Source organism: Croceifilum oryzae, from assembly GCF_030814315.1.
GTDB lineage: Bacteria > Bacillota > Bacilli > Thermoactinomycetales > Thermoactinomycetaceae > Baia > Baia oryzae.
This window is the reverse complement of sequence record NZ_JAUSUV010000017.1, coordinates 22,900-42,506: the sequence shown is the minus strand read 5'-3', so window position 1 is coordinate 42,506 and position 19,607 is coordinate 22,900. Positions and strand designations below refer to the sequence as shown.

20 protein-coding genes are annotated in these 19,607 nt (G+C 40.0%); 10 read left to right on the top strand and 10 right to left on the bottom strand.

Annotated elements, in window-relative coordinates; genetic code table 11:
• Nucleotides 1-91 precede the first annotated feature (91 nt).
• Nucleotides 92-1,432 carry an AsnC family protein gene (locus J2Z48_RS14520; RefSeq protein WP_307254691.1) on the top strand — a complete coding sequence of 447 codons (1,341 nt, stop codon included), beginning with the start codon at nt 92-94 and terminating at the stop codon, nt 1,430-1,432.
• Nucleotides 1,433-2,363: 931 nt separating this feature from the next.
• Here J2Z48_RS14520 and J2Z48_RS14515 read toward each other — a convergent pair.
• Complete coding sequence (locus J2Z48_RS14515; protein WP_307254689.1) at nt 2,364-2,717, bottom strand: hypothetical protein; 354 nt, start codon at nt 2,715-2,717, stop codon at nt 2,364-2,366.
• Between the two features lie 170 nt (nt 2,718-2,887).
• On the opposite strand from J2Z48_RS14515, the gene J2Z48_RS14510 reads away from it, so the two are divergent.
• From J2Z48_RS14510 to J2Z48_RS14470, 9 genes are all read left to right on the top strand, one after another.
• On the top strand, nt 2,888-3,985 hold the full coding sequence (locus tag J2Z48_RS14510; RefSeq protein WP_307254687.1) for a trypsin-like serine peptidase: 1,098 nt from the start codon (nt 2,888-2,890) through the stop codon (nt 3,983-3,985).
• 512 nt (nt 3,986-4,497) lie between these two features.
• Nucleotides 4,498-5,460: an SH3 domain-containing protein gene (locus J2Z48_RS14505; protein ID WP_307254686.1), complete on the top strand. Its 963-nt coding sequence runs from the start codon at nt 4,498-4,500 to the stop codon at nt 5,458-5,460.
• 149 nt (nt 5,461-5,609) lie between these two features.
• Complete coding sequence (locus J2Z48_RS14500; protein ID WP_307254685.1) at nt 5,610-5,924, top strand: TrbC/VirB2 family protein; 315 nt, start codon at nt 5,610-5,612, stop codon at nt 5,922-5,924.
• A 22-nt stretch (nt 5,925-5,946) separates the two neighbouring features.
• The gene (locus tag J2Z48_RS14495; RefSeq protein ID WP_307254684.1) at nt 5,947-6,282 is read left to right on the top strand and encodes a hypothetical protein; all 336 of its coding nucleotides are present in this window, start codon (nt 5,947-5,949) and stop codon (nt 6,280-6,282) included.
• 3 nt (nt 6,283-6,285) lie between these two features.
• Nucleotides 6,286-6,966, top strand: coding sequence for a TraC-like domain-containing protein (locus tag J2Z48_RS14490; RefSeq protein ID WP_307254682.1), 681 nt, complete (start codon nt 6,286-6,288; stop codon nt 6,964-6,966).
• Between the two features lie 15 nt (nt 6,967-6,981).
• Nucleotides 6,982-8,865, top strand: a complete 1,884-nt coding sequence (locus tag J2Z48_RS14485) for a VirB4 family type IV secretion system protein (RefSeq protein WP_307254681.1) — start codon at nt 6,982-6,984, stop codon at nt 8,863-8,865.
• Nucleotides 8,865-9,899, top strand: a complete 1,035-nt coding sequence (locus J2Z48_RS14480; protein WP_307254680.1) for a M23 family metallopeptidase — start codon at nt 8,865-8,867, stop codon at nt 9,897-9,899. The genes J2Z48_RS14485 and J2Z48_RS14480 overlap by 1 nt, the downstream gene beginning before the upstream one ends.
• A gap of 18 nt (nt 9,900-9,917) precedes the next feature.
• Nucleotides 9,918-10,454: a hypothetical protein gene (locus J2Z48_RS14475; protein ID WP_307254679.1), complete on the top strand. Its 537-nt coding sequence runs from the start codon at nt 9,918-9,920 to the stop codon at nt 10,452-10,454.
• On the top strand, nt 10,451-11,533 hold the full coding sequence (locus tag J2Z48_RS14470; RefSeq protein ID WP_307254677.1) for a conjugal transfer protein TrbL family protein: 1,083 nt from the start codon (nt 10,451-10,453) through the stop codon (nt 11,531-11,533). The genes J2Z48_RS14475 and J2Z48_RS14470 overlap by 4 nt, the downstream gene beginning before the upstream one ends.
• Before the next feature lie 662 nt (nt 11,534-12,195).
• Here J2Z48_RS14470 and J2Z48_RS14465 read toward each other — a convergent pair.
• The 9 genes from J2Z48_RS14465 to J2Z48_RS14425 form a co-directional block, all read right to left on the bottom strand.
• The gene (locus tag J2Z48_RS14465; RefSeq protein WP_307254675.1) at nt 12,196-12,402 is read right to left on the bottom strand and encodes a hypothetical protein; all 207 of its coding nucleotides are present in this window, start codon (nt 12,400-12,402) and stop codon (nt 12,196-12,198) included.
• 197 nt (nt 12,403-12,599) lie between these two features.
• Nucleotides 12,600-12,986 (bottom strand): hypothetical protein, encoded by a 387-nt coding sequence (locus J2Z48_RS14460; RefSeq protein ID WP_307254673.1) that lies wholly within the window; start codon nt 12,984-12,986, stop codon nt 12,600-12,602.
• A 19-nt stretch (nt 12,987-13,005) separates the two neighbouring features.
• On the bottom strand, nt 13,006-15,114 hold the full coding sequence (locus J2Z48_RS14455; RefSeq protein ID WP_307254672.1) for a type IA DNA topoisomerase: 2,109 nt from the start codon (nt 15,112-15,114) through the stop codon (nt 13,006-13,008).
• A gap of 546 nt (nt 15,115-15,660) precedes the next feature.
• On the bottom strand, nt 15,661-16,791 hold the full coding sequence (locus tag J2Z48_RS14450) for an RNA-guided endonuclease InsQ/TnpB family protein (RefSeq protein ID WP_307254671.1): 1,131 nt from the start codon (nt 16,789-16,791) through the stop codon (nt 15,661-15,663).
• 18 nt (nt 16,792-16,809) lie between these two features.
• Nucleotides 16,810-17,151, bottom strand: coding sequence for a hypothetical protein (locus J2Z48_RS14445; RefSeq protein WP_307254670.1), 342 nt, complete (start codon nt 17,149-17,151; stop codon nt 16,810-16,812).
• A 175-nt stretch (nt 17,152-17,326) separates the two neighbouring features.
• A complete protein-coding gene (locus J2Z48_RS14440) occupies nt 17,327-17,758 on the bottom strand; it encodes a hypothetical protein (RefSeq protein WP_307254668.1) in 432 nt (143 codons plus the stop codon).
• Nucleotides 17,755-18,201: a hypothetical protein gene (locus J2Z48_RS14435; protein WP_307254666.1), complete on the bottom strand. Its 447-nt coding sequence runs from the start codon at nt 18,199-18,201 to the stop codon at nt 17,755-17,757. Before J2Z48_RS14435 ends, J2Z48_RS14440 begins: the two co-directional genes overlap by 4 nt.
• Nucleotides 18,198-18,509, bottom strand: a complete 312-nt coding sequence (locus tag J2Z48_RS14430) for a hypothetical protein (RefSeq protein ID WP_307254665.1) — start codon at nt 18,507-18,509, stop codon at nt 18,198-18,200. Before J2Z48_RS14430 ends, J2Z48_RS14435 begins: the two co-directional genes overlap by 4 nt.
• Nucleotides 18,510-18,984: 475 nt before the next feature.
• A complete protein-coding gene (locus J2Z48_RS14425) occupies nt 18,985-19,473 on the bottom strand; it encodes a hypothetical protein (protein ID WP_307254663.1) in 489 nt (162 codons plus the stop codon).
• Nucleotides 19,474-19,607: the final 134 nt, after the last annotated feature.

The following is a 19,607-nucleotide window of genomic DNA, read 5'->3' as shown; positions in this document are numbered from 1 at the left end:
AAAGATATAGAGATAAGCCGTTTAGCAAATTACTTTCCTTAAGTATATACAGATTAAGGAAAAAAGGCAAGAGGTGGAGGGCAGGCTTTTTTTGAAAGGGGAAAATATGCCTGCTGTTTCTCATGCTATGAGACAAGCAGTCGCCATCGAGAATTGGACAGACTGTTATTTGTCACCCAGTAAGAAAACTGGCTATGTTAGCACCTTACAGTTACCGGAGAAGATACAAAGATCGTGGGGATTAAACGATATACAAAAGATGCTTACATATGCTCAATCCCATTCACAAAGCAATATGTACCTTTCTTTGAATGCTTTCAAGTGGGGGAGTCGTTTAGAGTCGGATTTGATGCAAATTCGGAATATCGGAATTGATCTTGATATTTATCGGGTGGGAGCTACACCTAGAGAAGCTGGAGACGAGCTTCAATGTATGATTCTAGACGAGATGTTGCCCGAACCGAATTTATTGATTCATTCTGGCCGTGGTATTCAGTTAATCTATGCAATTGAGGGGGGAGCTGCTCCTCAAATGTCCTGGTTCACCAGGTACATAACCTCTCAATATATTGACAAGTTGTCATTCCTTGGAGCGGATGCACAAACAACAGATCCAACACGAGTTTTGCGATTCCCTGGAACGGTAAACCAGAAAAATCAGGTTAAAGCTACGGCGGATATTTGGAATCCAGAAGAATATAGTTTGGACATCCTCTACGGATATGTGACACCACTTGAAGAGATACGGAAGTCCCGAAAGAAACAGAAGCAAAATGTAGTGATCCTACGGCCTCCTGATGGAGTCGTTAACCTTTATAGTCTGAACACCAAGAAGAAGGACGATCTGGAGCTTCTTGTTCGACTACGTGAAGGCAAGATGAGCGATTATCGAAACACTTTTTTGTATACATACGCATTTACTGTAGGTCTCATCTTGAAAAATCAAAAGGGTACCCTTACTTTTACAAGACAAATCAATGAGCGATTTACAGAGCCATTGCTTGTAAAAGAAGTGACGGAGACTGTTAAGTCAGCTTATGAGGATGCAGCTGCGTTTCTCAAAGCTTTTGCGGAAAACGAATACCAAGTACGAGGGCTACCATCAAAGCTCATCAAGCCGGAGATGTCCAGTACGATCATCCGAAAGCTGGATATCACAAGCGATGAAATGGAGCATTTCCGTGTTTTGATTGGAAGAGTGATCAAACGTCAAAGGAATACAGGGTATCAGAGAGAGAAGCGTGGATCAACTACACGTGAGGAATACGTTACGAAAGAACGTCAAAAAACAGAAAGTAAGTTAGAAGATTTACAAAAATTACTAGAGATCGGTAATTTTACAAATAAAGAGTTGGCCGAGAAGCTAGGTGTAACAGTAAGAAGGGTGCAACAATTGAAGAAGGAATTAAGTGACCACAGTGTGTCATTATAGGGGTGAAATGGTTGTCACTATAAGCAAAAGGTCTCCTCTAGGCAAGGTAGTTTTTGAGAACATATGTTCCCGTGAAATGGTTGTCACTATAAACATATATAATTGGACTGGTTTAGGTCTTGGGTGGTTGGTTTTTAGGTTTTTATCATTTGCTCTTCAGCTTTTTGCTGGAGGGTTTTTTCTTTTGTTCTCTTCTTTATCTTTATGCATTCGACTGTATATCTGCATGGGTCGTTCTGATAGTTTTTGGGTTTCTTCCTCTAGCTGCTATGGTTTTTCTAGATTAGATTTGATGGGGAAGGGGTATATCTAGAGCCTGCGTAATAATGTTTGTAAACACTTAACTCTATCCTGTATGCTGGATCGTCATTTGTTTTGTAGGAGAATCCTATTCTGATTCTGAGGAAGGGAGTGTTCTTCTCCCTTTCGAAGAGAGGAATTCAGCAACCGAAGGGCGGTAGTTTGTCTGTATTTCAGACTAGTTTTTTATGCAGATAAGGTATACGTTAAGAGCTTAACAGTGTATACCAAGTAGTTTTTCACTACGCTAAGATAATAGAGAAAGGCTTAATTTGGTATTTATTCCATTTTCTTCTGAAATTGCACTATATGACACAGTTGCTGGATCTGTATTTGGACCATGTAGGGGGAGAATGTATTGGTTTTTGGGTTTTGTAACGTTATTTTTAGGATTGTTTGTAGCTAAACCTTGATTACTTGTATTGAGGTCTGTTTAGAGCGGTTGTATTATGACTGGATGCAAAAATAGCACCTACTATAACTATAGGTGCTGGTGCTTTCAAAGGGGAAAGTTACAATGACTACTAGTAAATCTATGGTATTACTATTTTACTTTAGCCGAGATCTGTTTGTTTTATACTGGCCTAGTGATAGGGTAGCTGTCCTAGTCCTTATTAGGAACCAGCTTATTTTATTTGTTTATCGATCTTTTTTTTAAAACAAAGCGAAACTTGGAATTTTCTTTGCTGACTTCTTTTTTCTCATCAATCTCTTCCCAAGAGGAATCAGTTAGAACATCAAACCTATACAGACTAGGCTCTAACTTCAAACGAAGCTTTCCACTGGCATCTGTACTGGACGGCCTGAAAGGATACATTTCCCCTGATTCAACAACGAAAAGATCTACTTTTTGTGGCACATTTTCTTCGTCAACAATTTCAATTGTTACATCAACCCGATCATCATATAGATACCAGAAGCCACCTCCGGCAATAAGTAATCCAAATAGAATCAAAGCAGGAATCCAGCGTTTTTTTGGTATCATAGATTCTCCCTCCGGCAATAAGTAATCCAAATAGAATCAAAGCAGGAATCCAGCGTTTTTTTGGTATCATAGATTCTCCCTCCAATATCCTCTTTATATTATCAAAAAAATTCATTGATTTCTATTAATTAGAAAAATACAATTACATTTATATTAGTAAGGGGGATACTATGATGATCAAAACCATATTCAAAACAATACTAATAGGTAGTCTTGTGAGCGTATCTATTTTTGTGCTATCAGAACAACCGAAAGCAACTCCAAATAGTAGCTCGGCTGATTTCTCTAGAGTGAGCCTAGAAGATCTCCCAAAAGCACAACAAGAGCAGCTACTTAAAATTGCTCAAGAAGCGAGAAAACAAAAGAAGTTTACTTTAAAAACAAGTGGGAAGCCAGATATCAACTCTATTTCTCAAGAGACGTTGCAGTCCTTGCCATCAGGTGCCAGTATAGGTAGCGATGGATCAATCGAACAGGTACCACACTCTCAAGAGACCGCTAAGGATGAATCAGAAAGTCTGCAACCATCACCTAAAATTATTACTCAAGGAAGCTCAAAGGACTTGAGCAAAATCACTAATACCTCATTGCATCCGAACAACTCAATTGCCACACTCATGATGAGTTTTGACAATGGTCATAATCCTGACGATCCAAGCAATTATTATCTCTGTACAGGATTCCATGTAGACGAGGATACGGTTTTAACAGCTTCTCATTGTGTATGGGATATTGACAGGCCAGAGGGAATAAGGGCGGCAAACTCTATCATGGTTGTTAGAGCCTTGAATGGAGTTGATCAACCCTACCCAGCTTCCTATACAGATGCTTTTTGGGTTAACTCCGACTTCACCAAGGTAAAAAGGGATTCGAATGGGAAACTTGATCCGACGAAAGTTCCCCCTGTAGATGTCGCCGCAATACGGGTTGATAAAAAATCTGACTCATCGCTTGCTATCCGATCTACTAAACATGCTGTTGGTGAGCAAGTATTAGCGCACGGGTATCCAGCTGAAAGCCCCGAATTTCTTAACAAGGGACTATATCAGTACAATTCTCTAGGCAAGCTGACAGACTTGTACAATCAGTACATGATGACGAATCAATATACCGAAGGTGGCATGTCCGGTGGGCCTATGTGGAACTCGAAAGCTGGCGTAGTGGCCGCTATTAGTTTGAACAGTTTGAGTGATCGTGATTCGATAGCCTACGGCCCACGATTCACAGGGAAAAATTATGACCTAATCAAGTTCTGGATGAAAAAATAGATTCAATCATACAAGTGAGAGATCAGAAATCTCTCACTTGTATGTACGTAAGTATGTACGTAAGTATGTACGTAAGAGAGGTTCGGAGGAGCATATTAGTTTAGGTGTTTTTACCTACAACGGCTCCCCAGAAATAAAATGAATAAAAAAGAAGCTATTTCCCTGAGCCATAGGAAAATAGCTTCTTTTTATTATATATCTTCTAAAAAGAAGATCCTTGAGAAAGAAATTGCACTTGTCTCCTATTTTAATCATAGGATCATCTTTGTGGCAACCTTTAAATCGAAAACATGATAAAAGAAGCTATTCCTAAAGAATACCGGCTCCAAGGAATAGCTTCTTTTTATTATTACAGAGGAGATTTCTTTAATGCAATACTTGCAACTATCCCTATTTTCCTTTTTTAAAGGTCAACTGTCAATATTTGTACTGTATTTAATTGATAATATTATTGAGCAACACGAATTAAAATTGATGTAGAATAAATACATACATAAATGGGAGGGGAAAATTTGAAGTACACAAAATGGCTACTTGTATTTATGGTGGCATTCACAGTTTTATTAGGTAGTTTTACGTCTGATGCAAAAGCAGCAGCACCAGACTACAAGATCGAAATCAACAAAAAAACCAACAAACTCTATCTATACAAAGATGGAAAAGTTACAAAGACGTATCCTGTTGCTACTGGACGTACTAAAGATCTCACACCAGAGGGAACATTTCCGATGGTAGTCAAAATTGTTCAGCCTGGTTGGAAGGGGATTCCTGGTGGTAGTCCTGAAAATCCACTTGGGAAAAGATGGATCGGATTCAGTGTGAAAGGCGACAATGGCCGTGTCTACGGAATCCACGGGACAAATCAGCCGAATTCGATTGGTAAATACGTTTCTAATGGTTGTATTCGCATGAACGAAGCAAATCTACTAGAGCTATATGGTCTGATTCCAGAGGGAATACCTGTATGGATCCACAGTGGTAGCTCAAAAAGTAAATGGGCTGGAGATTCTTCTATAACTGTACAAGCTTCCACAGGAAAATTAAAAATCAAAGGCAATCAAGTTAATGTGCGTACAGGCCCATCAACTGGGGCATTTGTGGTCACTCAATTAAACAATGGCACTATGGTCGATGTAATTGGGAAGGCTGGAGACTGGTACCAGGTAAGAGTATCTGGTGGAAAGACTGGCTTTATCCGAAAAGATTTTGTTACCTCTGTTTCGGGTTCTACTGGATCCACACATACATCACCAACGACATCATCAAACGCCTTTACTAAGGCAACGGGTTCCATCGTAACGATTGAAAACCTAGTTAACGTGCGGTCAAACCCATCTACTACGGCTCAGATTCGCCAACGAATTAGTAAGGGGACAAAATTAACTCTTATCGGCGTGTCTAGCGAGTGGTACCAAGTAAAATTGAAAGATGGATCTACTGCATATATCCACAAAACTGTATCTAAAAAGGTGTAAGACAATGAGAAATGACCGATTACCTTTCATAGATAATCGGTCATTATGTATTTTGAGTAATGTAAAGGTATTTGACTTGTATTTTGTGGTTTGAAGATTAAGCATTATTGAATTATAATGTGTTTACATAAAGAAAAAGAGGTGTAAGAATGAATTTTCTATCTTCAAAGTTTTTCGCTTTAATGATGTTAGCCGCAGACCCAAAAAAGAAAGGGGAGGATGAAGGAAACCCCATTGTTAAAGGGAATGATTGGTTGATAACACAGATAGTCGACAAACTTCAAATTGTATTACCGACTGTTGGAACGTTAGCATTTATTGTCATTTCGATCATGATGGCTGTTTCTAATGATGAACATCAACGTCAAAAGTACAAAAATTGGCTCTACTGGGTAGTCGGAGCAATAGCATTTGGTCTAATGGCCAAGCCGATCATGTCTTGGCTACAAAAAGGATTTAGCTAAGTAGTGGAGGTGGGCATTCAGCATGAATGCAAGAAAAAAATTCAAAATTCCCGATGAGATAGATAAATCAATCTATCTCGTTCGCTCATTTAAATTCGTTTATCTATTAGTGGTGGTTCCCCTGATTGGTCTTGGCTGGTTGATTTATGAGGTATTCCCGGATGTTGATGATGCTATTTACCAACAGATTAGGCTTATATTAGCTTTGCTTCCCCTGACTCTTGGTGTGGCAATGATAGTTATGCGCCCCATCCGTGAAAGAAGGAACATTAACTTACTCCAGTTTTTAATTTGGATAGTTCGCTTTCGTCAAAGACAAAAAAAATTCTATTTCAAACAAAAAAGGATGGGAGGGTGATTTTTGTTGAGTAAGCAGGTGAAAGCAGAGAAATCGGTTCAGGATCTAATCCCGATCAAGGCCATTTACAGCGAAATGATAGAGACGACAGATCGTCGGTTAGTGAAAATTCTTTCGGTCACTTCCGTAAATACTCATTTGATGTCATATTCCGAAGAGAGAGAAATTTTAAAGTCATATGAGAATTTTTTGAAGTCTTTGGACAAGCCGATACAGATAGCAAGAGTTTCCCAACCTATTGATTTGAAGAGCTATTTATTTGATCTAAATAAACAGTTGAAGCAAATTGAAAATCCATATAAAAAGAGCATGATGCAGAACTATATCGCATATGCCAAGCAGCTCCAGGAAGACCGAAATATGATACGTCGAAGTAGATATGTAGTGATTAGTGAACCATTTACAGACGATAGATCGAAAGATAAGGCTATTCAGGTCTTAAAGACGAGAGTTCAGGATTTAAAGTTCAAGCTTGAAGAGATGCTATATCGTCAGAAACTTGAAGTATCGGAGTTAACGAACGAGGAATTACGGAAGTGCTTACACATGTTCTTTGACTATGAACATGCCCAACTACAAGGGATGTCAGAAGCGGATGCTAGAGAATATCCATACATGATCGGGAAACGAAATTTGATGGAAACAGCTCAGATCATGCTTAAAGAAGAGAATTTGATTGATTAGGAGGGGAGAGGTAATATGCCTCTTTGGAAATCAAAGAAAAAAGAAAAAATAAGCATCGAGAATCTAATTGGGAATAACTCAGGACTCCTTAATATGATCTCTCCGGACAGCATAGAGGAGCATCGAAATTACGTCCGTTTTGGGGGGAATTTTTGCCGCACCCTTGCGGTTACAAAGTTTTCTAGTGATATCGAGGCCAACTTCTTAGAGAGGTTACACAATATGAGCCATAACGTGTCTGTGATTCATCACATTGAGCCTACTTCAATTGAGGAAATGAAAAAATACCTCAACAATTCCATTAGAGAATATAGGACAAAAGGCAACGATCGTTATGCACGAGATATCGATAGGATTGAAGCTGCGAACTATATCGAGAATCAAAAGGTTCTCTTAACAAATTTGGTTAGAGGAAAGACCGAGATGTTTGATGAGCATATGCTCATTCATATCCAAGCAACTAGCTTAGAAGAACTAGATATGATCACACATAGCATCAAGACACAAACGAGCCAATATCTCCAAGTCAAAGAGCCAAATTGCCGTATGATGGAAGCGTTTTTCAGCGCCCTTCCTGTGCAATCTCACAAAGTCAGCGAGATGACAAAACGGAATTTTGATGCGGAATCTTTGTCAGCTCTGTTTCCTTTCGATGAGTGCGAGATCTTCTCCGAAAGAGGAGTAATTAAAGGAAAGAACCTTAAAACAAACTCTATCGTCATGGTGGACCATAACGCTCTCTTAAATCGTAACGAAGTAGTGATCGGGATGGCAGGAGGAGGAAAGTCTACTTACCTTTGGGGAGATATAGTTCGAAGATGGATCCAAGGAACCGTGGTTCGGATTATCTGTCCAAAGGGAGAGTTCGGGGATAAAGTCCAAGAGTTAGGTGGGGAATGGATCAAGATATCCCCAATGGGCGAAAACAAGATAAACTTGCTGGAGATCATGAATTCAACGATTCCCAAAGACGAAACCCGGAATAAAAATGAAAGTGAATCTTCTCTGTTGCACCAAAAAATTACTCGTCTAAAGACTTTGTTCACCCTTATATATCGAGATTTGAAGGATAGTCAAGTTGAGATGGCTTTACTAGAGCAGGTTTTAGTCGATTTGTATGATAGTAAGAACATTAACTGGCGGACTGATTTTTCTAAGCTCACAAGTAAAGATTATCCGATCCTCCAAGACCTATATGAAATGCTAGAAACGTTGATGAAAAAAGAAGAGAGATATAAGCAGCTGGATAGATTATATCAAGTTTTATACCCTTACGTTAAAGGATCATATTCCAGAGTTTTCAACGGCCACACGAATGTAGATCTTTCAAATGACCTCATCGTGTTCGATATATTCGACCTTCGAGACGAGGGGGAATTACAACAAGTGGCGATGTTTAATATCCTTACTTTTTTACAAGATGACGCGTTAAAGGATAAAAACATTAAACAAATATATGTGGATGAGGCGCACATTTTAGCGGATCCAAACAATCCCCTAGCCATGAAATTTTTGGCTAGTATGTATAAGTTGATTAGGGGTTTCCGAGGAGGAGTGACTTCGGCAACCCAACAGGTGGGGGATTTTCTCAGTGCTGTTGATGGGAGCCGAAATTATGGCGAAGCAGTCATTTTGAATTCGATTTCGAAGCTATACCTCCCAATGTTGCAGGAGGAAATGAACGCCATCAAAAATCGTACAGCAGAGAACTTCTCAGAAGAAGAAGAGAAGTTGATCGTAGTACGGGATGCAGATCGAAACAAGAATGCCGGGAAAGGGATCTATGTGAGCGGATCCAAAAAAGTTAGTATCCAGATCGAGTTGAGTCCGGAAGAACTTCGTATATGGGATCCAGAGAGATACGAGAAGACGTACAGAAGAAAGGCTATTAACGGATAATGTTAAAGGCTAGACTAACGGCGGAGCTCATCAAGTACGGTAGTTATTTTGTGATTAGTCTACTGGTAGCCGGGGTTTTCATCTTTGGTGGTGCTTCTACCATGCCTCAAACGACTCCAACTGCAAGTGCTGCAAGTTGCAGACCTAGTGGTAGCCTCATTTCAGTGAGTGAGTTACAACAGAAGCTTCAAGGAAAAGGTGTATTTGAAGGCAAGGCGGAGGCGTTTATCTCAGCTGGCCAGCGGTACGGAGTCGATCCAGTACTCGTAGCAGCCATCGCCTTCCACGAGACCGGTAATGGGACTTCTAAAGCCGTCCGATCTAAAAATAATCCGGGAGGTATGATGGGGAAGGGCGGCCTTATGACCTTTTCCAGCTTGGATGAAGGGATTGACAAAATGACAAGCAATCTATATCGATTGTATGTCAAACAAGGGTTAACGATCCCGGAAACGATTGGACCTAAGTACGCCCCTCTGGGAGCGGCGAACGATCCTACCAACCTAAATAGACACTGGATCCCGACGGTAAAGAAGTACATAAATAGTTTGGGAGGGCTTTCCTACCACTGTGATGCAGATCCCGGCGAAATTGGAAATACGGGACCGATTTCACCAGGAGGATTCATTCGTCCGTTGGACAAGCAATACCGGATATCTTCTCCATTCGGAAAAATGCGTGGTGGAAAACCACACCAAGGGACGGATATTTCATGCAATAAGCAATCTCCACCTATATATGCGGCAAAGGATGGAGTCGTTGTTGTTTCTCAATCAGCCGTAAAAGGTGACGGGTACGGGGGATATGGAAACGTCATTGTAATCGACCACGGAGGAAACACCTCCTCTCTATATGGACATTTATCCAGTAGAGGAGTACAAGTTGGTCAGACTGTCAAGCAGGGACAAGTCATTGGGAAATGTGGTTCCACTGGACACAGTACTGGGCCGCATCTTCATTTGGAAATCCGTTTGGGAAAACCCGTGCAGAGTGCTACGAAGGTGGATTCCGAGAAGTATGTTAACTTACGTTGATCGAAATGAGGTGGGCATTTGAATAGATATTTAGTAGGTTTAGTACTTTCTTCCCTAGTTTTAATAGCTTCTCTGGCGTGGATACTGAATCAAAATTCACGAATTGGGACCCTAGAGAAACAAGTGGAGAAAGCAGATCAGAAAGAAAAAGCGATGGATGTAGCAAATGATTTTGTTAAGCTACTCACGAACATCAAGGCAGAGGGCAATGGAGAGAAAATAGGAGCGATTACAACCCCTCAAGTACAAAAAACAATCTTGGTTCCCCATGACGAAGATAATGATGAAGAACACGAGGGAGAAGAACTCGCCAAGGGCGTGAAGGAAAACTTCTCAATAACATCTACGTTTTTAAGAAAGAATACGTCAGATGAATCCAAGAAATATCAGGTGTTAGTACGGTATAAAATCTCTTTTAATGTAGATAAGAAGATCATGGGCAATGACTACGAAATGCTTGTTGATATCATTCAAGATGGTAAGAGCTTGAAAGTGAATCAGTACCATTTGGAGTCGGTTGAGCCGCTTTCAAAGGAAGGTGACGATAACCATTGAGCCAAGAACAAATGGAAAAGATAAATAAATGGTTGAAAGTAAAGAAGTGGTTGAAGCTTGCACTGTTCATCATTTTTATTGTGACTTTGGCTTTTCCAGCTATCTCTAATATGGTGGTTGCAGAGCAACCAGCACCTAAAAGTCTCGATCCGAAGAATAGTAGTGGTGCCTGGGGGATGAAACCAAAGACAGATGAAGAAGTAGCCAAAGAGAAAGCTGAAGAGTCTATGGATAAATGGTGTGGTGTTAATCCGGCTTGTTACTTTGAGAAATGGTTATATCAAAGCGCCAAGTGGCTTATGGATAATGCCCTCGCACTAGTGGGGAAGTTTACTATACAACCAGCGACCATACTAGAAAATACAACTGTGAAAAAGTATTACGGTTATTTTGAGCAATTTTCATGGACTTTCCTTACTCTGTTTTTGGTATATCAGTCTATAAGATTTATTGTGATGCTCAATGTCGATGAGAATCCCGCAGAGTTAAAGTTATTAGTACGGAAACTTATTTTTTCTGCTTTTATGATCGGCTCACTCCCTACGATATTTCGTTATTTGCTCGATCTGAACAACTGGATTGTCGTAGGGTTGGCAAATGGTGGTCTGAAGATAGATATGTTTCAAAAAACGTTTGGTGAAGCTGCTTTAGAGGGAGCCGTTTTGATTATTTGTCTCCTTTTGCTTGCGGTAATGCTATTAGTTGTCTGTTTTCAAATGGCGATCCGGAGCGCAGAATTAATATTGCTTTTGATTCTGGGACCGTTCTGCATTGCAACCAACTTGAATCAGGAATACAATCTATTTTCTGTTTGGTGGCGGCATCTATTAAGCACTATCTATACTCAAGCTCTTCAAGTGCTTATGATCGTTTTAATGATGACCTTCTTTACAGAAACTAGGACAGCAAATTTAGAGAACTTTGTTTTCGCAATTGGCTTCATGTTTCTGATTGTCAAAGCCCCATCCTTCCTAAAAGAGTGGATGTACTCAACAGGATCTGGCCGTGCTGCCTCTGGAGCTGTAGTCGGAGCTGCTTCTACAATAATGAGAAGCGTAGTTCGAAAAAAGGTTGGGTAATAAACTATGACAGGTAGCCTGGAAATCCCAAGGTTTCGTTGATTGGCCATAAAAAAGCACCTCCAGTTCAGTTATTGGAGGTGCTTTTTTTAGTCTCTTTTGTATGTACAAACACCGGAATCTCCTTCATCTTGAACTGTCATGGTATTCCCGGATTGTTTGATAAGAGTGACTTTTGAGTAGACCTTGAAGTCTAGCTTATACTTGTTGTTTTCGATTTCTTTGTATGTTCCAGCCAACGAGCTACTAGAATCACTTGTTACAAACGATATAGTATTTTTGTTCAAAAAAGAGAACTTCTTAGCACATGCAGGCTGTTTATCAGACAAACTCCAACTTCCATCGAGGGAAGATCCACGATTACAGGAGATTGCCAACCCGGTTATGATGATAACAATACTAATTATGGAGTACGTCAGTATGTTTTTGTTTACAACCATATCTCTTACCATCCTTTCTAACTATGTATTGTGGTATTGTGTTTCGCTATTTTTTCGTCAAAACAAAGGTTAGAATGAGCAAAAAGGAGAACAGCAATCCCAGTATCAATAGAGTACCAGTAACTTGAAACAATAGTTTAAGCAATGTTGTTTTTCCGAATAGAGCCGAGATGAGCGAGGTACTTACTAGGACGGCGATAGCAACGCTTAGGATTGCGACAATCATTGCAGATTCTGTTGTGGAGCTTTTATATTATCCATCTGAATCAGGACTTTTAGTAGTCTCTCTGTTCGCTCTGTGTATTCTTTCATTGCTTGATGAATCATAAAGATGTCATCCGGATTTTTCACATGCATATTTCCTAGCTCTATATCAACACGTCCTGTTTCCTCATCAAATTCTAACATGACATATTTCTTTTTATTCATAGGTTCACCTCATTATTTTTTTGGAAAAACAAATTTCTTCTTATCAAATATCATTATTAACATCCTCTTAATGAAGCCTAGAAAGGTAACTCGCTGTCTTCCAGATCCACAGGAGCCTCGATCTCATAATCATACGATGATTTACTTTGTAAACTGTCTCATTTTAGCTCCCACATTGGTGTGAAAGGCACCAGTGATCAATATTGAAATTTCTTTCTAAGCATTTCACCGTCTTCACCGATCATATCTACTGCCTCATCTACTAGGCTTTCTTTTGTATGCGGTATGAGCTTCAAGAGAGGGTTTATGGTTTCATCTAACATTTTTTTACAAGTCTGATCATCTACTATTGGTACACCGTATCCCTTACCACGAGTGAGAACTGAATAAATTTGATTAACAATCCAACCTCTTATGATATGTTCGATCAAATCCTTCTCATGATTTGTGAGTAATGGATACCCTTCTTTAAACTCACAGTACTTGCAAACTTCATCTCCAAATTTTGTTCGTTTTCTTATCTCCCAACCCACTATCCAGTGCTCATATTCGCTCAAACCACATTTTTTACATTTGTGCGTCATGCCTATTCCCCCTTGGATGCTATTTTTTTGCAAATACAAACTTTATCTCCTGATTCTCTAGTTTTAAAGCTGCATCGAAAGTCTTTCCAGCTTTCGATTTCAATCCTTTGATGATCCCAGACTTCTTTCCCTCTAATAGTTTACGTATATTGGCTTCTGATATTTTCTTCCCTAGTATGGCTCCGGGTATAGTGAACTTGCACCCCTTTTGATAGCCATTGCATCCATAGAAGCTCTTTCGAGCCGCAACATCTTCACCACAAAGAGGACACTTCCCTACATGTAACTTTGCCTTGATCTCCTGTGCAGCTGCTGACACATCCCAATTCTCCGCATTCAGTTTCGCTTGGTCGACAATGGTTTTCGCTAGTTTTTTTGATGTCTCAATGAAGGGAGCAGATGGCTTTTGACCTTGGCCAATTTGGTAGAGATATTGTTCCCATTTTGCTGTTAGATCTGGTTTGGCCAGCGCTGATCCTTGGACAGCCATGACTAAGAGTTTGCCTTTTTCTGTGACCCAAACCGTGTTTTTTGTTACAACAATGTACTCACGATCTTTCAGCGTTTGAATCATACCAGATCTGGTAGCTTCCGTTCCAAGGCCCATACTTTTCATGCTGGAGAGCTCTTCATCTTCAATATGTTTTCCAGCCGTCTTCATAAGCGAGATGAGATCACCCTCTGTATACCGTTTAGGTGGTTGAGTCATGCCTTCTTTAAGCGAAGGAGCAGCTTCTACCTGTTGACCTTGCTGGAGGGGAGGAAGTTGTTGTTGATTCTCTTTATCCTGGTCATCTGATTTTTCATCCTGATAGACATCTTTCCAACCATTCACCACGACTTGCTTTCCTGTTGTCTTAAACTCGTATTTTTCAATATTGGTAATGACTGTGGTCTGGTTGAATTTGTGATCTGGATAATGAGCAGCAATCAATGAGCGAGCGATTTCATCATATGTTTTTTTCTCATCTGGAGAAAGCTTGTCTAGATCAGGAATCTGGTCTGTCGGAATAATGGCATAGTGATCGCTCACTTTCTTTTCATCTACATATCGTTTCTCGCCACTGATGTCCTTCAAGTTACTATTCAGTAGGGATTTGTAGCATGATTTTAGGCTGTTAAGGATCCCTGGAAAAGTAGAAGCCTCAGCCACAGTAACATGTTGTGAGTCAGAACGTGGGTATGAAATGTATCCTCTCTCATATAAGGATTGGGCTAACTCTAGTACCTTAGCAGGTGCTAACTTATGTTTTCTATTAAGCTTTGTTTGTAGAGTAGAAAGACTATGAAACATAGGCGGTTTGGTAGTTTTGAGCTCAGTATTTACACTCGTTACAATGCCGTTCTTTCCTTGGATTTCGTGTAGGATGGTTGCTGCCTTTTCTTTTTCAGAAAAACGTGTTTGGTGCTTCCCTTTGAACTTGTGTTGACTGAAAGCAAAGATGGCTTCTAATTCCCAGAAAGGTTCTGCTTTAAAGCGCTCTATTTCCTCTTCTCTGCCCCGAATGAGTGTTAAGAGGGGTGTTTGTACCCGGCCTGTAGAAAACGCTTCAGGAATGCCTCTTCTCCTCATTAGAAGCGTATACACACGACTACTATTAATCCCGACTATCCAATCACTTTCAGATCGGGCCTTGGCTTCGTAATAAAGAGGTTTTGTCTCCTCACCAGGACGCAGGTTTTCAAATCCCTTTTTGATGGCACTCTCTGTAAGACTGGAACACCAAAATCGCTTAATAGATGTTGTTTTAGGAACTCCGGCCATCTGGATGATGACTCTTGCAATGTACTCCCCTTCACGGGCCGGATCCGTAGCTATAATGATCTCTTGAGCAGTTTTTAGATGGTCCTTGATTGCTTTGAAGTGGCTACTTTTTCCTTCTGCCATTTGGTATTGAAATTTCTCTGGAATAATAGGTAGCGATTCTAGATTCCATTTCTCCCAATCAGGGTTGTATTTTTTAGGATCTTGCAACTTGCATAGGTGGCCAATTGCCCAGATGACCTTAGCGCCTTTAGGGAACTGTGAACATGGTTCTATCTGGATAAACGATTGCTCTTTTTTATGGCGAAATGGAGCGGCTAATTTCCGTCCTTGATCGGGTTTTTCGGCGAGAATGGTGATCATTTTGATACGCTCCTTAATTTAGATTATTCAACAAGTATACCAACAAAAGGAATAGAGAAAAGATAAAAGATCAGCCCCCTAGCCCCCAATCATGGGGGGACTATCGCTCGCCGCTTGGCACCCCTTCCCATTAGAGGGAAGGTGAGGCATGAGCTTTTTTGGCTGGTTCTACTTTGAAAAGGGTCTGCGCCCAGGAAAAACACCTTGGCTTGATCTACGAGGCGAAAGGAGAATTTTTGAGTAAAAGCATCTCAAAATTTCCCCTTTCACCCCCTTCTCCAAAATGTTAGCTATCTTTTTGACTCGGCTTTAATAGATGTATAGATCGAAGGGTTAAATTTCTTTCGATATTCAATTTTTCTTTGCATTGGTTAAAATAGTCTAGCTCATTTTGAGAGAAATCATCTTCTCCGTTGCCAAAACTCTATAAAATTCTGTTTGCTTCCTGATTCAATGTGTCCGATTTCGCCGAAGCTACTTTCGTTTGCTATAACACTCCACAGGCGTAAATTCGGATGCAACGAATCCTACATATTCGCATAGTCGTTAGGTGACATGTGCGAATTCATAACAAGATAGATTGATAGAAGCGTTAAGGTCTCTATCTACGGATTCTCCACAATAATCACAATGGAAAACTCGTTCCGATAAAGATAGCTTTGCTTTCTTACAACCACAAGATGAACAGGTTTTCGATGATGGAAACCACTTATCAGCCTGAATGAATTCAATGCCGTATTTCGCACATTTATAAGCGATTTGACGAATGAATTCAGCTAGTTTCTGGTTTGCAATCGCCTTTGATAAGTGCCGATTTTTCATCATGCCTTTGATGTTCAAGGTTTCCATTACGATCCTCGAAGGCTTGGTTTTCACAATCGAAGTGGTCGTTTGATGGATGTGATTATCTCGTATACCAGTTAATCGCCGATGTAGGATGCGGATTCTTTTCTCAAGTTTTTGTATGTTGCACGTTTTGACGAAACGGCTTCCCTCCTTGTTCATCTCATATTTGCGAGAAACTTTACGTTGCAACCGCCGAAGGTGTTTCTCTGCCTTACGTACTGTGTGAGTCTTATTGATGTTCTTAAATATCATCCCATTGGAGCAGACCGCTAGGTCTTTGATGCCCACATCAATACCCAAACTCTCGGTAAGCTCTATCGTTTGCTCTGGCTCTTCGATCCCAACAGACAAGTACCAATACTTGCCGTCAAAGCTAATTCGAGGATTACTAACCTTCGCATCGTTTGGGATTCTCCCATGTTCTGCTAACGAAATCCAACCGATTTTCTCGATTTTCACAGAATCATGTTTGAATTTGATCTTATCTGTATCATGGTAGAAAGATGGTTTGGAATGTCTACGATTTTTAAATCTAGGTTTGTCTGCCAGTCTGTCAAAAAACTTCTTATAGGCGATGCAGAGATCTTTAACTGCTTGCTTGGCAACATTGTTAGACACCTGTTTCAACCAAGCAAACTCCTCTGTCTGCTTCATCAGGGTGATCTCCTTACGGAGAAAACCATCTAACAAGAACTTTCCACCTTGCTGATAATTCTCTTCTTGTCTGGTTAGTGCCCAGTTATATACCCATCTTGCCGTTCCAACGGATTGCCAGAGTTGTTGAAGTTGGAATTCATTAGGTTTCATCCTGATTTTTCGTGCTAGAATCATCTTCCAACAGCTCCTCCTTTACTCTCTTTCAGCAGCTTCAAAGCTAACCAAACAAGTATTACCTTTGTCTGCCACATACTTTGGATGTTTGACTCCATCGTTATCATCACGAAAAGTAACTGTATTTAAATTCAGATCTCCATGATACATAATATCAAGATTACCGCCGTTCAGATGCGGTTGAGTAAATGAAAGAGTAACAAACTCTCCATTTGATAGCTTCACCGATAATGTGTGATTCGGTTTTTGGCTCAGGTCAATACATGTATGCTCGGATTTTCCGCTATAAACGGCATAACCTAATTCCTGTGCATCAGATGAGCTTCCAGTTTGGATAAAAGTTTTGTTTGTATGGTTCATGTTTTTGTTCCTCCTAAGTGTTATCTTATATCTTTATTCTATAGTATAAAGGGTAAAATGTCAACTATATAATTAATTTAATTAGCATTTTTATATAAAATAAACAGGAGAGAGCATGTTAATTAACAGCTCTCCCTAGTGTGATCTGTCATGTATGGTTCCTTCTTTATGAGACTCAAACAATACCCATCTTTTTTATGCGTTCTCTCGCCTCTGCAAACGTTGTAAATGTATCTTCTAACTTGTGCCAATTACCATCTGATTTTGTATGTACAATATATTTCTCTTCTCGTAAAGAGTACTCAATGTCGTACATGATAGGGAGCTCCACCTTTTCGATGTCAATAACGGTTGTGTCTTCATGTTCTGTGTCCATATAACACATTTCTTCCAACAAATCGTATACGTAAGATAATACATCTTCTTCGTTACCGTCTTCATAGTACGAATCAAGGTTTGAACAATCAGAATCACGCCAAACACGCCCATAATAGGTAATGGTTTTTCTGTTTCCCCAACGTTCGCGTCTAGTGTACGTTATACGGTAATTGTGCGTTTGGCACTTATCGTCATCGGTACAAATCAGAACCTTCGTATCCTCTGTCATTTCGTTAGCTCCTTCCGTACATCATCTAAGAATTCACAGTACCTGTATTCCTTTTGATTCGCTTCGTCTAGTTCCATGTATTCAGGTATTGCAAGTAGTTCAGGACGTACAGCATGGTTTTCCTGAATGAAATATTTAATCTTGTCGTGTTCGTCAAATGATCCTACATACCATACGAAACGTTTTTTAAACTTATCCCGTTTGGCTTTTCTGTACATCTTCTGTGCTATTTCAGATTCAGCAAACTCTTTTACAAGTTTCTCATAAGGTTCATCCATAAACCCACTATCTTTTATGTCATCCACATGTGTCTGAGCTTCTTCAAGTGTTTTAAAAACGATGGCTACTCTGTGAAATTCTCCATAGGAACGTACATCTACAAATACATTCCCTTTGTCAGATTGTAGAATCCGGTACGTTTCCTTTTCCGCTAAATAGTTCAAAATTTATACCTCCTTTTAAAAATTGCCTCCACCTCATCTAAAACCTTTGTCACTAAGGTATCGTCACGTTCAAGCTCCCTCATTTTTTGTTCACTTGCATAGCGCATATCTTCTGCCTGTATTTGGCTCTTGATGATTGATTTTTCTAGATGTGTTGCATACTCAACTAGACGTTTTGTACAATCAGGGTCTTCTCTCCTACGTTGCCATAAATACAGCCCGATTCTTGATTTGGCTAATTCCTGTATATACGCTTTTTTCTCCGATTCCTGCCATTTCACGTAATTCACGTCACCGTACTCATTCATCAGGAAACCTCCCTACATATTTTTTCAAATGTACTTGCTTTAACCCAATAAACGTACCAACCAAAGTAAAAACAATTACGGGATTCGTATTCTAAGTGTCTACCGACAAATGTTCCTTTACGTCCCTTTAATTTAGTTGGAATCGTAATTTTCACAGAACCTGTGACCTCGTATCTCTCGAAATACAATTCGTCGTTAAATTTTGTACCAAGTCTAGGTATGTCGTAGGAAATGCTACCGTTGTTGTAAAATTGTTGTATTTCTTTCAACCTAATCACCCTTTCATATGTATTACCTTATATCCTTATTCTACACTATAAAGGGTAATTAGTCAACTTTATTATTAATTCAGCCGGCATTTTTTATATGAAATAAAATAAGAGAGAGCTGCTAATTAATAACAGCTCTCTTCCTGTCATGCCTTTACGTCCTCTTTTAGTTCAGATAGTACATCGTCCAAAGCCCAGGAGAGCCGTTAACTTGGCTCTTCTGTTTTTCCTATGTGGCAGTGTCCGCAGTACATCCAACCGTTTAGAGTCCATTTGAGGGTTGAATATGTATTTTCACCACTAACCCAAGAATAAGGCTCGCCCATTTGAATAATAAAGGAGGACATAAAGGCTGGTGGTAATATGTCTGTGAAATGGTCCTCCATCTTTTCATCAACAAGGTCCCCCACCTTGAGATATTCTTGCAAATCGTGTGACGAGGCCATCCAACCATCATATGTTTTGTACTCCATCTCATTGTCTCCCCTGAATGTATTATTGAAGTAGATAGCAAAATCAATTACTTGGGTAATGGAATCGAAACGTGCAGCCGTCCCCCTGGTGTGGTCATAACAGACCTCTCCATTCCTCCAGTGTGTCACCTCATATGATGACGCATTCCCAAGCACAGCCCCTTCCGGAAACGTTATAACAACCAATTTATTGTTTTTATCAAGTGTGAATGTAGTATCCATATATATCATCTCCTAAGTGTGTGATGCATCGCTCGTCTTGGCGTACCTTTCGGATCTAGGTGGCTCGCCCGTTGGGGTCATGGCTCACTCCGCTCAAAGCATCGTGTCATCCTTATACCCTTATTCTACACTAT

Bases quoted from the DNA above. Each gene is read 5' to 3' on its own strand.
- J2Z48_RS14515 (WP_307254689.1), bottom strand. From the start codon at position 2,717: ATGATACCAAAAAAACGCTGGATTCCTGCTTTGATTCTATTTGGATTA.
- J2Z48_RS14510 (WP_307254687.1), top strand. From the start codon at position 2,888: ATGATGATCAAAACCATATTCAAAACAATACTAATAGGTAGTCTTGTG.
- J2Z48_RS14500 (WP_307254685.1), top strand. From the start codon at position 5,610: ATGAATTTTCTATCTTCAAAGTTTTTCGCTTTAATGATGTTAGCCGCA.
- J2Z48_RS14495 (WP_307254684.1), top strand. From the start codon at position 5,947: ATGAATGCAAGAAAAAAATTCAAAATTCCCGATGAGATAGATAAATCA.
- J2Z48_RS14485 (WP_307254681.1), top strand. From the start codon at position 6,982: ATGCCTCTTTGGAAATCAAAGAAAAAAGAAAAAATAAGCATCGAGAAT.
- J2Z48_RS14480 (WP_307254680.1), top strand. From the start codon at position 8,865: ATGTTAAAGGCTAGACTAACGGCGGAGCTCATCAAGTACGGTAGTTAT.
- J2Z48_RS14465 (WP_307254675.1), bottom strand. From the start codon at position 12,402: ATGAATAAAAAGAAATATGTCATGTTAGAATTTGATGAGGAAACAGGA.
- J2Z48_RS14460 (WP_307254673.1), bottom strand. From the start codon at position 12,986: ATGACGCACAAATGTAAAAAATGTGGTTTGAGCGAATATGAGCACTGG.
- J2Z48_RS14455 (WP_307254672.1), bottom strand. From the start codon at position 15,114: ATGATCACCATTCTCGCCGAAAAACCCGATCAAGGACGGAAATTAGCC.
- J2Z48_RS14450 (WP_307254671.1), bottom strand. From the start codon at position 16,791: ATGATTCTAGCACGAAAAATCAGGATGAAACCTAATGAATTCCAACTT.
- J2Z48_RS14445 (WP_307254670.1), bottom strand. From the start codon at position 17,151: ATGAACCATACAAACAAAACTTTTATCCAAACTGGAAGCTCATCTGAT.
- J2Z48_RS14440 (WP_307254668.1), bottom strand. From the start codon at position 17,758: ATGACAGAGGATACGAAGGTTCTGATTTGTACCGATGACGATAAGTGC.
- J2Z48_RS14430 (WP_307254665.1), bottom strand. From the start codon at position 18,509: ATGAATGAGTACGGTGACGTGAATTACGTGAAATGGCAGGAATCGGAG.
- J2Z48_RS14425 (WP_307254663.1), bottom strand. From the start codon at position 19,473: ATGGATACTACATTCACACTTGATAAAAACAATAAATTGGTTGTTATA.